This is a genomic window from Lentzea miocenica (genome assembly GCF_033949945.1).
In the GTDB taxonomy this organism is placed as follows: Bacteria; Actinomycetota; Actinomycetes; order Mycobacteriales; family Pseudonocardiaceae; genus Lentzea; species Lentzea miocenica.
Genome location: NZ_JAXAVW010000006.1, coordinates 184,103 through 198,749, shown reverse-complemented (window position 1 = coordinate 198,749; position 14,647 = coordinate 184,103). Strand labels below are relative to the sequence as shown.

Below are 14,647 nucleotides of genomic sequence, written 5' to 3'. Positions count from 1 at the left end.
TTCTCACAGTTGCCCCCAAAAGCCGCACTTGTGGTCCTTCACGAAGTCAGCGGGCCCGATCGCGCCCGCCGCCAGCGACTGCACGTCCGCCCGCCAGCCGGGATCGCCGGTGCGGGCGAATCTGCCCCACGCCGCGATCATGTAGTCCGACAGCTCCCGCTGTCCCGGCGTCAGCGGAACGCCGAAGTCGAACAGCAACGGCAGCTCGGAAGCGTGGAACGCCCCGTAGCCACCGGGGAACGGCGGCATGCCGGGGAAGAACACCGGCACGTTCCTGTCCGCGAACTCGTAGCCCGACACACGGGCGTGCCGTCCGAGTTCGTCGCGCGTGGTCTGCGAGGTGCACGACCACGACTTGTCGGTCAGCGTCCGCGCGATCTCGTCACGGGCGTCGCCGTTGCCGTTGACCGGGTACTCGGCCGCGACCTCGTCCGCGTGCTCACCGAACAGCGCGACCAACTGCTCCTGGTAAGAGGACTCGGGCACGGGCCGCGGGTAGATCATCGGCACGAACAACGTCATCTCGTCGTGCGTCGACCCCACCAGCGTCGGCACGTGATGCATCCGTCCCGTCTTCTGCGCCACCACCGGATCGATCGGCAGCACGGCCGTGTCATAGGCGGGGGAGGAGAACTGCGCGTGCACGGTCAGCAGCTTCGACACCGGCTGCGCCCGCAGGCACGCGATGTCGGCACAGCCTGCGGTGCCCACGCCCTGCTTCTCCACCTCAGCCCGCGGCTTCCACAGGTGCACGAACTCGCCGGGCTTGGCGAACGACGGCGCGTCGACCCCGCACGGACCGGACTGGATGATCGCCTTCGCGAACAACCCGCCCGCCCGCGGTGAGGCCAGCTGAGCACACACGCTCAACCCACCGGCGGACTCGCCGAAGATCGTGACGTTGCGGGCATCGCCACCGAACGCACGGGCGTTGCGCTGCACCCACTTCAACGCCGCCTGCTGGTCCGCGATCCCGAACGCCCCCGAGCCGCGCAGGCCGGGATACCCGAAGTACCCGAACACGCCGAGCCGGTAGTTGATGGTCACGACCACGACGTCGTTCTTCGTCGCGAACGCCCGTGCGTCGTACATCGAGCCCGACCCGGACGTGAACGACCCGCCGTGGATCCACACCATCACCGGCCGCGGCTTGCGCGCCTGCCCGGCCGGTGTGGTGACGTTGAGATGGAGACAGTCCTCGGTCTCCGAACCCGCCGGCTGCCCCAGGTCGGCGTTCTGCGCGCACATCGGCGCCGGCTTGGTCGCGTCCCGCACGCCCTGCCACGGCGTGACCGGCTGCGGATCACGCCACCGGTTCTCCCCGACAGGCGCAGCGGCGAACGGGATGTTCCCGAACGTCCGATACGTGCCGGTCACCGTGCCGGAGAGCACGCCCTTGTCCGTTCTGACGACGTGGCCGTCGCCGTCCGCGTGCGCTGCCGGGACCGCGATGCCGACAAGCGTCATCGCGGCGGCCAGTGCCGCCGTGAGTTTCCTCGCCATGTTGTGTTCGACCCCCTTCGGACTCGAACGTATCGAGGAGCGGGGGAGCTCGGAACCGCTGAAGGAGAACATGTCCCATCCACCGAAAGTCGTTGTTCCGCCTCCCCTGTTGCCGACATACCGACCGGTCGGTACCCTCCGAGTCGTGGGTGACACAACGCTTCCGGAACAGCCTCTCGTCGACGCGCTCGTCTTCGACTGGGGCGGCGTCCTGACCGTCTCCGTCCCGGAGTTCGTCGGCGCCTGGCTGCACGCCGAGGCCATCGACCGCGAGGTCTACGGCCGGATCATGCGCGAGTGGATGAGCCGCGACGCGCTCCCGGACAACCCCGTCTACCGCCTGGAGACCGGCGAGCTGACGGTGCCCGAGTTCGAACGGCTGCTGGCCGCCGAGCTGATCACCACGACCGGCGCGGCGATCGACGAGAACGGGCTGCTCAAGCGCATGTTCGGCGGCGCCGCCCCGGACCCGGCGATGGTCGAGCTCGTCCGCAAGGCCCGCACCGCCGGCCTGCACACCGCGCTGCTGTCCAACAGCTGGGGCGAGGGATACCCGAAGGACCTGCTCGTCGAGCTGTTCGACACGATCGTGATCAGCGGCCGGATCGGCCTGCGCAAGCCCGACGAGCGCATCTACCGCCACACCCTCGACCAGGTCGGCGTCGACGCAGGGCGCGCGGTGTTCTTCGACGACGCGCCGGTCAACGTCGAAGCCGCCCAGGCCGTCGGCATGCACGCGTTCCGCCACACCACCGCCGACGACACCCGCGTCAACCTCGCCACCCTCGGAGTGAACCTGTGACCGACCTTCCCGGCCTCGACCTGGAGGCACTGGCCGCGCACCTGGGCACAGGCCCGCTGTCCGGGGAACTGTTCCCCGGCGGCCGTTCCAACCTCACCTACCGCGTCACCGACGGCTCGCAGAGCTGGGTGCTGCGCCGCCCGCCGCTGGGCCACGTCCTCGCCACCGCGCACGACATGGCCCGCGAGTTCCGCGTGATCTCCGCGCTGGAGTCCACCTCGGTGCCGGTACCCCACGCGCATCAGTTCGTCGAGGACACCTCCGTCATCGGCGCGCCCTTCTACCTCATGTCGGAGATGCCCGGGGTGGCGATGCGCGAGCGGTCGCAGGCCCCGTGGCTCAACTCCGAGAAGGCCACCGTGCTGTCGCGCAAGCTGGTCGACGTGCTCGCCGACCTGCACTCGGTCGACCCCGACTCGGTGGGCTTGAGCGACTTCGGGCGCCCGGAGGGGTTCCTCGCCCGCCAGGTCAAGCGGTGGGGCAAGCAGCTCGACGCCTCCCGCAGCCGCGACCTGCCCGGCATCGACGAACTGCGCGACAAGCTGGCCGACACCGTCCCGGACTCGAAGCGCGTGGCGATCATCCACGGCGACTACCGCCTCGACAACGCGCTGGTGACCGAGTCACCACTGCGGATCAGCGCCGTCCTGGACTGGGAGATGGCCACCCTCGGCGACCCGCTCGCCGACCTCGGCCTGCTCTACGTCTACTGGGCGGGCCTGGGCGTCGACCCCGCGGCGGGCAGCGACCCCATCACCGGCGGCGTCACCTCACTGCCCGGGTTCCTGTCCGCCGACGAACTCGTCGCCCGCTACACCGCCCGCACCGGCACCGACACCTCCGGCCTGGGCTGGTACATCGCCTTCGGCTACTTCAAGCTCGCCGTCATCGTCGAGGGCATCCACTTCCGCTTCGCCAGCGGCAAAACCGTCGGCGCCGGGTTCGAGAAGCTCGGCGCGTTCACCGCCCCCCTCGTGCGGCAGGGTCTCGCCGCCGCCCACAAGGAGCTCTGACATGGACTTCGCCTTCGACGCCAAGACCGAGGAACTGCGCACCAAGCTGCTCGCGTTCATGGACGAGCACGTCTACCCGGCCGAGGCCGTCCTCGAACAGCAACTCCACGACGCCGCCGACCCGTGGGAACGCCAGCCGATCCTGGAAGAGCTGAAGGCCGAGGCCCGCAAGCAGGGCCTGTGGAACCTCTTCCACCCCGAGCACAGCGACGGGCTGACGAACCTGCAGTACGCGCCGCTCGCCGAGATCACCGGCCGCAGCCCGCACCTCGCCCCCGAAGCGCTCAACTGCGCCGCGCCGGACACCGGCAACATGGAGGTGCTGACGATGTTCGGCACCGACGAGCAGAAGAAGCAGTGGCTGCAGCCCCTGCTCGACGGCGAGATCCGCTCGGCGTTCTGCATGACCGAACCCGAGGTCGCCTCCTCCGACGCCACCAACATCGCCACCCGCATCGAACGCGACGGCGACGACTACGTCATCAACGGCCGCAAGTGGTGGTCCTCAGGCGCGATGAACCCCAACTGCGCCATCTTCATCGTGATGGGCAAGACCGACCCCGACGCCGACCGGCACCGCCAGCAGTCCCAGATCCTCGTGCCGCGCGACACCCCCGGCATCACCGTGAAGCGCGCGATGCACGTCTTCGGCTACCAGGACCACGCCCACGGCGGCCACGCCGAGATCCTCTTCGAGAACGTCCGCGTCCCGGCGTCCAACCTCATCTCCGGTGAGGGCGAGGGGTTCGCCATCGCCCAGGCCCGCCTCGGCCCCGGCCGCATCCACCACTGCATGCGCCTGATCGGCATGGCCGAGCGAGCCCTCGAACTGCTCTGCAAGCGCGCCTCCTCCCGCGTCGCCTTCGGCAAGCCCATCGCCGCCCAGGGCGTCGTGCACGAGTGGATCGCCGAATCACGCGTCCGCATCGAACAGGCCCGCCTCCTGGTCCTCAAGACCGCGTGGCTGATGGACATCGTCGGCAACAAGGGCGCCCACACCGAGATCCAGGCCATCAAGATCGGCGTCCCGTCGATGACCGAATGGGTCCTCGACAAGGCCATCCAGGCCCACGGCGGCGCCGGCGTCAGCCAGGACTTCCCGCTGGCCGAACTGTGGGCCGCGACCCGCACCCTGCGCCTGGCCGACGGCCCCGACGAGGTCCACCGCATGTCGCTGGCCAAGCGCGAACTCAAGAAGTACCTGTAGCCACTGTGCGGTAGTGGGGGGTGGGGGGACGTGCCGCGTCAGCCGGGCGCGGCACGTCTAACCCAGGAACAGGCAGAACGGGTGTCCGTCCGGATCGAACAGTACCCGCACGTCGTCCTGCGGCTGCCCCGCCGCGAGCACCGCCCCGCACGCCACGGCGTGCGCCACCGCCTCGGCCAGGTCGCCGACCTCGACGTCCAGGTGCTGCGACGCCGTCTGCTCACCCGCCACGCTCGGCCACACCGGCCGCCGGAAGTGCCGCTCGCGCTCGAAGTTCAGCGTGAACCCGCCCGGCGCCCGCACCTGCGCCCAGCCGTCCTCCATCGCGCTCACCTCGGCGCCGAGCAGCCGGGCGTAGAACCCGGCGAGCTCGCGTGGCCGTGACGTGCCGACGGTGACCGAGGTGAGCCGCATGCGGCCGACGCTAGCGACAGGCCCCGGAAAGCGGCCGGAACGGCACGCCCGCCACACGATCCGTCCTGGCCGGGCAATCCGCGCCCAGCACAGCGCCTTGCGGCCCGATGCGCCTGTCTGACCACTGAGCAGCAGGCCCCTTGTAGTCCGCCGCGAGTCCGCCCAGGCCGGGCCGGCACGCTCGCGCAGGCGTCCCCCCGAGCCGGGAACCCCTACATCTCAACGTACTCGGCACCACCGACAAGATCGGTTCGCGCCGCTCACGCCTCGGATCTGCGGTGCCGCGCGTCCGTGCGCAACTGGTCGGTCCGCTCCCCGATCTCCGCGATCTGGTCCGCGAGCCCCGGATGCCCGGCCCGCAACCCGGGCCCCGCCTCGGCCAGCGGCCCGAGCAGCCCCGCCGCGTCCTCATCCCCGAGCGCCCGCCGCACCTCCGCGGCGTGCGGCCCGACCTGCGCGGCCAGCATCCGCAGCACACCCGCGTTCTCCCGCGCCCACGCCGCGACCGCCTTGTCACCCGCCCGCCGGTCACGCTCGGCCTGCACCCGTTCGTCACCCGTCCCGGACTCGCCCGTGCGGCGCACCCGCAGGTAGCGGCGCTCCGCCGCCTGCCGGCTGGCCACCCCGAGCGCCGGCGCGAGGTCCGCCCAGCTCGTGCCCAGTGCCCGCGCCGCCTCGATCAGTTGCGGCTCCCACCCGGACAGCTCGTCGCGCAGCTCCCGCAGCAACATCAGCGCGGCCAGCACCGAGGCGGCATCGCCCGGCGCGGCGGCGGCCGCGCGGACTGATTCGTAGTCACTCGTCATGTCATCCTTCCGACGACTGGCGGACTTGTCATCGTTTCGACGACATGTTACAACGGTGGGGCAGCGCATTGACAACCCGAACGACAGATGGAGGAGGTGTCAGATGTTGATGCGCACTGACCCGTTCCGTGAGCTGGACCGGCTGACCCAGCAGGTGTTCGGCAACACGGGTACGTGGTCGCGGCCCACCGCGATGCCGATGGACGCCTACCGCGACGGCGAGCAGTTCGTCGTGTGCTTCGACCTTCCCGGCGTGTCGCCGGACGCGATCGAGCTCGACGTCGAACGCAACGTGCTGACCGTCAAGGCCGAGCGCCGGCCGATCGGGAAGGACGTCCAGATGCAGGTGTCGGAACGGCCGCTGGGCGTCTTCTCACGCCAGCTGTTCCTCGGCGACACCCTCGACACCGACCACATCGACGCCACCTGCGACGCGGGCGTGCTGACGCTGCGGATCCCGATCGCCGAACGCGCGAAGCCCCGCAAGATCGCGATCACCTCTGCCGACGAGCAGCCCCGGCAGATCGACGCCTGATCCACCCGGCGGGCGGCGGCCGGCCGGGTGACGCCAGGTAGGCTTCCGCCCGCCATGAGACCCCAGCCTCAGTGGGCGGCGTTAGACCTCTACGCCTCCAACTCCGACCTCTACGCCGATCCTCGACTGGTGGAACGGGTGGACTACCGGCGGCGCTTCAAGCGACACCGGCCCCGCACGCAGTCGGTCGTTCTCGCCCCGCACGGCGGCGGCATCGAGATCGGCACGTCGGAACTGTGCCTCGCGATCGCGGGCTATCACCCCTCCACGCGCGTGCCGATCGGCCAGACGCACGACTACTGGATGTTCGAGGGCCTGCGGTCGGCCGCGAACGACGAACTGCACGTCACCTCGTCGAACTGCGACGACCGCGTGGCCCGCACCCTCGTGACCGGCGCGTCGCACGCGCTGGGCCTGCACGGCTGCACGTCCGCGGCCGCGGGCCTGGAGGACCACGACCGGGCCGTGCTCGTCGGCGGCCGCGACGCCCTGCTGCGGCTGGAGCTGCTCACCCGGCTGCGGCGCGCCGGGTTCCACACCATCGACGCCGTCGACCACCCGATACTGGGCGGCTACGACCGGGCCAACATCGCCAACCGCACCCGCTCCAAGCAGGGCGGCCAGCTCGAACTCACCACACCGCTGCGCAACGCGATGTTCGCCGAGAACACCCGCCCGGAACGCCGGCACACCACCACCGAGGTGTTCTGGGACTTCGTGCACGCCTGCCGGGCCGCCCTCACCGCACGCGAGGCCATGAACAACTGAGCCTCGGCTCTACACCACCGTGAGCGTGCGAGCCTCGACGTCCAGCTCCGCCTCCACACCCAGCGGCAGCGACCACTGGCCGGCGCAGTGCCCGAACCCGAACTCGCCCAGGATCGGCACACCCAGCCCGGACAGGCGGTCGTGCAGCACCGACGACACGTCCCCGCAGTCCGTCCACGACCCCAGCACGATCCCGGACACCGGCGCGAACCAGCCCGCCCGCAGCAGCTGCGTCAGGATCCGGTCCAACCGGTAGGGCTCCTCGCCGACGTCCTCGAGCAACGCGATCGACCCCGGCACCGGGAGCGCCCACCGCGGCCCGCCCGCCGACGCCGCCAGCAACGCCGCGTTCCCGCCCGTCAACACCCCGCGGGCGGTACCCGGCACCACAGGTGTTCCCGCCGTCCACGACGACACCGACCCGAACAGCACCTCGTGCAGCCGCGACTGGGCCAGCGGATCGTCCACGAAGTCCGACGTGCCCGGCATCGGCCCGAACACCGTCGGCAACCCGACCGCGTTGAGCTCGGCGTGCAGCACCGTCACATCCGACGAGCCGACGAAAACCCGAGAGGGCAGGTCCTTCCACGGCACCAGGTCGGTCATCCGCAGACACCCGTACCCGCCCCGCACGCAGATCACCGCGGCCACGTCCGAACACCACGCCGCCACGAACTCCGCCGCCCGCGCCTCGTCCGAACCCGCCAGGTACGGCAGCGACCACGGCTCCACCACAGGCGTGGTGACCTCCAGGCCCCACGACCGCAGCACGTCGATCCCGGCGGCGACCTTCACCTGCGACGCCGGGCCGGCCGGTGAGACCAGCGCGACCCGGTCCCCGCGGACCAGCAAGCTCACTCGGACAGTTCCAGCACCGGCACACCGGGCGGCGTGAACCCGAACACCTGGCCGTAGAACGACAGCTCCGCCTCCAGCGCGGTCCTGATGTTCTCGGCCTTGCGGAACCCGTGCTGCTCACCCTCGAACGTGATGTACGCGTGCGGGATCCCCGACCCGGCCAGGTCCGCGGCGAACCGGTCGGCCTGCTCCGGCGGGCAGATCTCGTCCTCCAGGCCCTGCAGCAACAGCACCGGCCCCGACACCGACCGCGCCTTCGTCGACGGCGACCGGTCCCGATAGCGGTCAGCGGCCTCCGGCAGCGTGCCGACCAGGCCCTCGACGTAACGGGACTCGAAGTCGTGCGTCTCGCCGCCCTCCGACGTCCACCCCGCCAGATCCAGGATCGGGAACGCCACCATGCCGCATCGGTAGACGTCGGTCGAGGTCAGCGACGCGGCCGACGTCCAGCCACCCGCCGAACCACCCCGGATGCCCAGCCGCTGCGGGTCCGCGGTGCCCTCCTTCGCCAGCTGCTGGGCGACGAACGCGCAGTCCTCCACGTCCACCACACCCCACTGCTCACGCAGCCGCTCACGGAACGCACGGCCGTAGCCGGTCGAACCGCCGTAGTTCACCGCCACCACGCCGATGCCACGGCTGGTGAAGTACGCGATGTCCGTGTCGAGTTTCGGCAACGCACGCCCCGTCGGCCCGCCGTGCACGTGCACCACGTACGGCGGAAGCTCACCCTCGGGCGCGGCGAAGTCCGGGTTCGCCGGCGCGTAGACGTAGGCGGGGATCTCGCCGAACATCCGCTCCACCGGCACCGGCAGGTACGCGTCCTCCGGCGACGACTCCCCGCCGGTCAGGTACGTCAGCTCACCGTTGGACAGGTCCAGCCGCACCACCGCGAACTCCGAGGTCGGCCCGGCCGCGCCGCACACCACCACGCCGTCGCGCACCGACAGGTCACCGGCCCACGTCGGCAGGTCGGTCTGCACGTCGGTCACCGTCGCGCTGCGCTCGTCGAGCACCGCGAGATGCCCCGACCGCACGACCAGGTACCGGCCCGGCGAGAGCGTGGCGAACCAGCGGTTGCCCAGCCGCCACATCGGGCCGCCCAGCTCCTCCTCGCACGGCGCCAGGTTCTTGCGCGACCCGTCCAGGCCCACGCGGAACAGGTTCCACCAGCCGTCCGGGTCGGTCAGCGCCAGCAGCGAGTCGCCCTCCCACTCGAACTGGCACACCGCCTCGCTCTCCGAACCGGACACGACCCGGTGCCCGGACGAACCGGCGCCGGACGGATCGAGGTCGGCGACGCACAGTTCGGCGCCGTCCCACGGCATCTGCGGGTGGTTCCAGCCGATCCACGCGAACTTCGTGCCGTCCGGGCTGATCCTCGGGCCGGTCATGAAGTGGTGCGAGGAACCCAGCACGCGGACATCACCGGAAGAGGTGATCGCCACCAGGTCGCGGCGAACGTCCGTGCGCGCGTCACCGGTGATCGTCTCCCGCACGCACCACACCTCGCCGTCCGGACCCGCGGACAGGTCGGCGTAGCGAATCCCGTGGTGACGCTCCGGTTCCGGCGTCAACGCGGCGGGCTTCGGGTCGTCGGGGTTGAAGACGTAGACGCGCTGGTCGTCCCAATGAGTGAACGCGACCCGGTCCTCGGCGAGCACCACGAACGGCCGGCCGCCGTACTCGTGCACCCGGTTGCGGGCGTTCCACGGCGCGGGCAGCACCTCCACGCCGTCACGCACCAACGCCACTCTGCCGCCCTCAGCCGGACGGCTCTCCGCCCACCACACCCGCTCACCGGCGAGGTCGGCCCACTGGAAGCCACCACCCGGCTTCGAGGTGTCGCCGGCGCTGATCGGCGAGGTCCAGGTTCCGTACGAAGCGATCTTCACCACAACCCGACCCTATACGCGGAGTGTTTGGTGGGGGAGGACCTGCCGACGATCTCCGCGTGGCCTAGGGTCGTCAGTGCCATGGCTCGTGTCATCCACGTATTCCGCGCACCCGACCGGTTCGTCGCAGGAACCGTCGGGCAGCCCGGCGACCGCACCTTCTACCTGCAGGCCTCAGAGCAGAGCAGGCTGATCAGCGTCGCCTTGGAAAAGCAACAGGTCCAGGTCCTCGCCGAGCGCATCGGCTCGCTGCTCGAGGAGGTGCACCGCCGCTTCGGCGCCGACGTCCCCGACGATCCGCCGCCGGACGACGACAACCTCGACACCGACCCCCTCGACGTGCCCGTCGAGGAGGAGTTCCGCGTCGGCACCATGGGCCTCGGGTGGGACGCCGAGTCCAAAGCCGTCGTGATCGAACTCCTCGCCGTCTCCGAGGAGGAGGTCGACGAGGCCGTCGTGCTCGACGACACCGAGGAGGGCCCCGACGCCGTGCGGGTCTTCCTGTCGCCGACCGCCGCCCGCGCCTTCGCCGAACGAGCCGACCGCGTCATCAACGCCGGCCGCAAACCGTGCCCGCTGTGCGCCGAACCGCTCGACCCGGACGGCCACATCTGCCCACGGCAAAACGGCTACCGCCGCACCGAAGAAGACTGAGAAGACTGACATGGACACCTCCGCGGCCCTGGAGTTGCTCAACAACGGCCGCATCGAGGTCGAAGGCCGCCTGGTCGACGCCTCCAACGCCACCTTGTTCTGCAAGATCTCGTTGGACGGCGTCGACGCCCAGTGCGTCTACAAGCCCGTGCGGGGCGAACGCCCGTTGTGGGACTTCCCCGACGGCACGCTCGCGGGCCGCGAGGTGGCCACCTACCTGATCTCCGCCGCCGCCGAACTCGACGTCGTACCGCCCACCGTGCTGCGCCCCGGCCCGTTCGGCAGCGGCATGGTCCAGCTCTGGATCGACACCCGCGAGGAAGACGAACTCGTCGACATCGTCGGGGTCGACGACGTCAAACCCGGCTGGATCCCCGTCTTCCACGCCCACGACCGCTTCGGCGACCCCGCCGTCCTCGTGCACGCCGACCACCCGCGCGTCGCCCTGATGTCCGCGTTCGACGTCGTGGTCAACAACGCCGACCGCAAGGGCGGCCACGTCCTGCACGCCCTCGACGGCGCGGTCCACGGCGTCGACCACGGCATCTGCCTGCACACCGAACCCAAACTCCGCACCGTCCTGTGGGGCTGGGCCCGCGAACCCCTCCCGGACGCCGTGCTGGAGTCGCTGCGCCGACTGAGATCCGAGCTCGACGGCGCGCTCGGCGAGGCCCTGCACGACCACCTCACCCGCGCCGAGGTCCGGGCAGTGGGGGAGCGCACCGACAAACTCCTCGCCGCCGGGGTGTTCCCGGAGCCGTCCGGCGACTGGCCCGCCATCCCCTGGCCCGCGTTCTGATCACGCCGGTCCCGTCGCCCGCGTGCCTGACATCGAAGAGATCAGGGCCCTGACCGACCCGCCGGCGTTACGCTCGGCAACCATGTCGTTGATCAACCCGCCCAAGCCACGGCCAGGCGACCGAGTGGCGATCGTGTCCCCGGCCGCCGGCCTGCCCGGCCTGTTCCCCCTGCCCTATGAACTGGGCCTCGAGCGCCTCAAGAACGACTTCGGCCTCGACCCGGTCGAATACCCGGCCACCCGCAAAATGGGCTCGACCCCGCAGGAACGCGCCGCCGACCTGCACGCCGCGTTCGCCGACCCCACCATCAAGGCCGTGATCGCGACCATCGGCGGCGACGACCAGATCACCGTGCTGCCGCACCTGGACGCCGAGCTGATCACCGCGAACCCCAAGCCGTTCTTCGGGCACAGCGACAACACGAACCTGCTGGTGTGGCTCGCCAACCGCGGCATCGCCGGCTTCTACGGCGGCAGCCTCATGGTCCAGTTCGGCCGCCCCGGCTCGATGCACCCCGCCACCGCCGGCTCGCTGCGCGCCGCCCTGTTCACGCCCGGCGAGTACCGGCTGACCGAGAGCACCGCCTACGGCGACAAGGAGAGCCCCTGGGAGGACCCGGCGACCTTCGCCACCGAACCCGTGCTCGAACCCAGCGGCGGGTGGATCTGGCACCAGCCCGGCAAGACCGTCGAGGGCCGGTCGTGGGGCGGCAACCTGGAGATCCTGTCGTGGCTGATGATGGCCGACCGGGAGATCAACACCCCCGAGCACTACGACGGCCGCGTGCTGTTCTTCGAGACCTCCGAAGAGATGCCGTCCGCGACCGAGGTCTACCGGATCCTGCGCAACATGGGCGAACGCGGCCTGCTGCACCGGTTCCCCGCCGCGCTCGTCGGCCGCGCCAAGTCCTGGTTCTTCACCAACCAGGACACCGACCGCGCCACCTACACCGCCGAACAGCGCGAGGCCGTCCTCAAGGCGTTCAGCGAGTACGCGCCCGAGACGATGATCGTGTTCGACGTCGACCTCGGCCACACCGACCCGCAGCTCGTCATGCCCGTCGGCGGCACCATCAAGGTCAACGGACCCGACCGCACGATCACCGTCACCTACTGAGTTGATCACGTGGGCTGGCGGTGATGTACCGCATGACCGCGGCAAGGGACCGCTCACGTGGTCGAACGGTGTCCACTGAGAGCGCCTCCCCGTGCCAGGAGGGAAAGCTCGCACCGGCCCGGCGGGCCAGGCTGCGCCAGCGATCCCTGGTCGCGACCCGTTCGGTGGGGTGATCGAGGATGACGGACTGTCCGGCGACGAGTTGCCGGAGAGCGAGCGTGGTCAGCACCTCTTCGGCCATCGCCAGTGGGGCCTCGAAGTGACGACCGCCGAACGGGGTCAGCGCGCCGAGCAGCCAGTCGGTGGCGAAGACCGGAATGCCCAGCTCGGCGCCCGCGGCGTCGGCCAGGGTGCTCTTCCCGCTGCCGGGCAACCCGGAGAACACGACCAGCCGGGCGTCCGTGGCGACGGAAGGCAGGTCGTAGTCGGTGAAATCGGCCGGCAACCTCGGTGCCAGATCGGTCGGCACCAGCCCGGTAACCCACGTGGAGACAATTCGATACGGCCGTGCGGCCTCGACGACGCAGGAAACGACATCAACGGTGCCGTCGTGATGGCGGATCCGCGCCCGCGCGGTGGTCTCGCCGACGTCGAGACCGACCACGACGACCGGCGCGTAGTCGGCTGCTCGACCGCGGGTGACCTCGACGTACCTCTCGGGCGTGACGACGGCGGTGAACGCGGCCGCGAGCACGTCGGACGCGTCAGCTCCCCAGCCGGGTTTCCCGTCCAGGCCGTCGAGAACCCACTCCAGCCGCGCCAGGGCAGGACTGGCCGCGAAACGGTGCACTGTTCCCCCGGGCAAGGTGGCTGAGGCGAGCCGATCAAGCCTAGCGAGCCTGCCAGGAGACCGCCCGGACGTTCGCCCACGACTGCCTGCGACGCGGCACGCGGCACCTGATCTCGATGAGATCAGCTCACTGCCGACCACGTCTCAATTGGACTATTCCCCGTCCATTGTTATAGCCAAATGAGATGTTCTGACATTGACGCCCGACCGCCACGGCCCTATCTTCTTGAAGGCGTTCTGACCTGCGGAAACATTCGAATAGCGAATGCGGGACACGGGTGACATGACCTATTTCGAACGAATCGTGGTGGTCGGTGCCGCAGATCTCGGCGCACGAGCGGCCGCCTGCCTGGCGCGAAGATTCGGCCCGGTCCACCTGATCGGCCCCGGAGCCGACGCGCTCGCCGACATCGGCGTGCGCCGCTACCCGCTCGCCACCGTCCGCGACCTCGACCTCGACACCCCCGCGGTCGTCGTGGACAACGACGGCGGCCGCCTGCAACGCCTCGTCTGCGACCGCCTGGTCGTCGTCGGCTGGCCCGTGCCGCTGCTGCCGGTCAACAGGTGGGTCGTCGACGGCAAGGTCGCCGTCGCCGGAGACGGCGCGGACCTGCGGCTGCTCTCGACCTGCTTCGACCTCAACGGCCTGTGGCGGCCCGCGCTCGCGGACTACCAGTTCCGCCGCCAAGCCGGAGCCGACTCGCTAGCCTGAACCGGGTGATCGACGAGAGCGCCAGATCCCGGCTGATCCGACGCTTCGGCGACGACGTGACCGGGTGGATCGACGCGCTGCCCGACCTCCTCTCCACCCTCACTGCCCGCTGGAACCTCACCGTCGTCAAGCTGATGCCCGGCGGCACCGGCACCACGTTCCTGTGCACGACGGGCCCAGGCGCCGACGCGGTCCTGAAAATCACCCCGGACCGCGACATCGCGGTCCACGAAGCCAAAGCGCTGACCTCCTCGGCCCACACCGACGCGATGGTCGACCTGCTCGACACCGACCTCACCCGCGGCGCCCTGCTGCTCGAAGCCATCAACCCCGGCACGCCCGCCACCGACCCGGCGCGCGTCGTCCCGCACCTCCACGACGCCGAGCCCACCGGTTTCCCGCCGCTCAAAGCCCGCGTCGACTTCCTGTTCGAAACCGTGCTCACCCGGCGCACCGGCACCTACTACGCCACCGAGCACCACCGTGCCCGCAAACTCGCCGACGACAACGTCGAACCGGTGTTGCTGCACGGCGACATGCACCCCGGCAACGTCCTGCAAGGCCCGCACGGCCCGAAGGCCATCGACCCCAGGGCGTGCATCGGCGACCCGGCGGTCGACTGGATGGACTTCGTGCACGGCAACTACGACCTGCACGGCGCCGACGTCGACCTCGACCGCGTCCACGAGTGGCTCACCGCCTTCAAACCCTTCTACGGCTAGCGCGGCGATCGCTAACCGTTGCCACGTCTCGCACGTCTCAGACGCTAGGGTT

16 protein-coding genes are annotated in these 14,647 nt (G+C 70.4%); 10 read left to right on the top strand and 6 right to left on the bottom strand.

Annotated elements, in window-relative coordinates:
- Positions 1 to 3 precede the first annotated feature (3 nt).
- On the bottom strand, positions 4 to 1,503 hold the full coding sequence (locus tag SK803_RS09770; RefSeq protein ID WP_319965507.1) for a carboxylesterase/lipase family protein: 1,500 nt from the start codon (positions 1,501 to 1,503) through the stop codon (positions 4 to 6).
- A 145-nt stretch (positions 1,504 to 1,648) separates the two neighbouring features.
- On the opposite strand from SK803_RS09770, the gene SK803_RS09765 reads away from it, so the two are divergent.
- Genes SK803_RS09765 through SK803_RS09755 form a run of 3 tightly spaced genes read left to right on the top strand, consistent with a single transcriptional unit; the run spans position 1,649 to position 4,525 of the window.
- Positions 1,649 to 2,305: an HAD family hydrolase gene (locus tag SK803_RS09765; protein ID WP_319965506.1), complete on the top strand. Its 657-nt coding sequence runs from the start codon at positions 1,649 to 1,651 to the stop codon at positions 2,303 to 2,305.
- Positions 2,302 to 3,318, top strand: coding sequence for a phosphotransferase family protein (locus SK803_RS09760; protein WP_319965505.1), 1,017 nt, complete (start codon positions 2,302 to 2,304; stop codon positions 3,316 to 3,318). The genes SK803_RS09765 and SK803_RS09760 overlap by 4 nt, the downstream gene beginning before the upstream one ends.
- A gap of 1 nt (position 3,319) precedes the next feature.
- The gene (locus SK803_RS09755) at positions 3,320 to 4,525 is read left to right on the top strand and encodes an acyl-CoA dehydrogenase family protein (RefSeq protein ID WP_319965504.1); all 1,206 of its coding nucleotides are present in this window, start codon (positions 3,320 to 3,322) and stop codon (positions 4,523 to 4,525) included.
- Between the two features lie 57 nt (positions 4,526 to 4,582).
- On the opposite strand, the gene SK803_RS09750 is transcribed toward SK803_RS09755, so the two are convergent.
- The gene (locus tag SK803_RS09750; protein ID WP_319965503.1) at positions 4,583 to 4,939 is read right to left on the bottom strand and encodes a VOC family protein; all 357 of its coding nucleotides are present in this window, start codon (positions 4,937 to 4,939) and stop codon (positions 4,583 to 4,585) included.
- Positions 4,940 to 5,199: 260 nt separating this feature from the next.
- Positions 5,200 to 5,745: an HSP18 transcriptional regulator gene (locus tag SK803_RS09745; RefSeq protein WP_319965502.1), complete on the bottom strand. Its 546-nt coding sequence runs from the start codon at positions 5,743 to 5,745 to the stop codon at positions 5,200 to 5,202.
- Between the two features lie 103 nt (positions 5,746 to 5,848).
- Between SK803_RS09745 and SK803_RS09740 the strand changes: the two genes are divergently transcribed.
- Both SK803_RS09740 and SK803_RS09735 read left to right on the top strand, forming a co-directional pair.
- Entirely contained in the window at positions 5,849 to 6,280 is a 432-nt protein-coding gene (locus SK803_RS09740) for an Hsp20/alpha crystallin family protein (RefSeq protein WP_319965501.1), read from the top strand.
- A 54-nt stretch (positions 6,281 to 6,334) separates the two neighbouring features.
- A complete protein-coding gene (locus SK803_RS09735) occupies positions 6,335 to 7,048 on the top strand; it encodes a poly-gamma-glutamate hydrolase family protein (RefSeq protein WP_319965500.1) in 714 nt (237 codons plus the stop codon).
- 9 nt (positions 7,049 to 7,057) lie between these two features.
- Here the strand turns inward: SK803_RS09735 and SK803_RS09730 are convergent, their stop codons facing one another.
- Entirely contained in the window at positions 7,058 to 7,906 is an 849-nt protein-coding gene (locus SK803_RS09730; protein WP_319965499.1) for a S66 peptidase family protein, read from the bottom strand.
- Positions 7,903 to 9,804 (bottom strand): prolyl oligopeptidase family serine peptidase, encoded by a 1,902-nt coding sequence (locus tag SK803_RS09725; protein ID WP_319965497.1) that lies wholly within the window; start codon positions 9,802 to 9,804, stop codon positions 7,903 to 7,905. Before SK803_RS09725 ends, SK803_RS09730 begins: the two co-directional genes overlap by 4 nt.
- A 78-nt stretch (positions 9,805 to 9,882) precedes the next feature.
- On the opposite strand from SK803_RS09725, the gene SK803_RS09720 reads away from it, so the two are divergent.
- Genes SK803_RS09720 through SK803_RS09710 form a run of 3 tightly spaced genes read left to right on the top strand, consistent with a single transcriptional unit; the run spans position 9,883 to position 12,371 of the window.
- Positions 9,883 to 10,455 carry a DUF3090 domain-containing protein gene (locus SK803_RS09720; protein ID WP_319965496.1) on the top strand — a complete coding sequence of 191 codons (573 nt, stop codon included), beginning with the start codon at positions 9,883 to 9,885 and terminating at the stop codon, positions 10,453 to 10,455.
- Positions 10,456 to 10,465: 10 nt separating this feature from the next.
- Positions 10,466 to 11,254 (top strand): SCO1664 family protein, encoded by a 789-nt coding sequence (locus SK803_RS09715; protein WP_319965495.1) that lies wholly within the window; start codon positions 10,466 to 10,468, stop codon positions 11,252 to 11,254.
- Positions 11,255 to 11,276: 22 nt separating this feature from the next.
- On the top strand, positions 11,277 to 12,371 hold the full coding sequence (locus SK803_RS09710) for a S66 family peptidase (protein WP_319965494.1): 1,095 nt from the start codon (positions 11,277 to 11,279) through the stop codon (positions 12,369 to 12,371).
- Here the strand turns inward: SK803_RS09710 and SK803_RS09705 are convergent.
- The gene (locus SK803_RS09705; RefSeq protein ID WP_319965493.1) at positions 12,361 to 13,161 is read right to left on the bottom strand and encodes an AAA family ATPase; all 801 of its coding nucleotides are present in this window, start codon (positions 13,159 to 13,161) and stop codon (positions 12,361 to 12,363) included. The two genes, SK803_RS09710 and SK803_RS09705, sit on opposite strands and share 11 nt — an antisense overlap.
- A 283-nt stretch (positions 13,162 to 13,444) precedes the next feature.
- On the opposite strand from SK803_RS09705, the gene SK803_RS09700 reads away from it, so the two are divergent.
- Positions 13,445 to 13,873 carry a hypothetical protein gene (locus SK803_RS09700; protein WP_319965492.1) on the top strand — a complete coding sequence of 143 codons (429 nt, stop codon included), beginning with the start codon at positions 13,445 to 13,447 and terminating at the stop codon, positions 13,871 to 13,873.
- Positions 13,874 to 13,878: 5 nt separating this feature from the next.
- Positions 13,879 to 14,595 carry an aminoglycoside phosphotransferase family protein gene (locus SK803_RS09695; protein WP_319965491.1) on the top strand — a complete coding sequence of 239 codons (717 nt, stop codon included), beginning with the start codon at positions 13,879 to 13,881 and terminating at the stop codon, positions 14,593 to 14,595.
- Positions 14,596 to 14,647 lie beyond the last annotated feature (52 nt).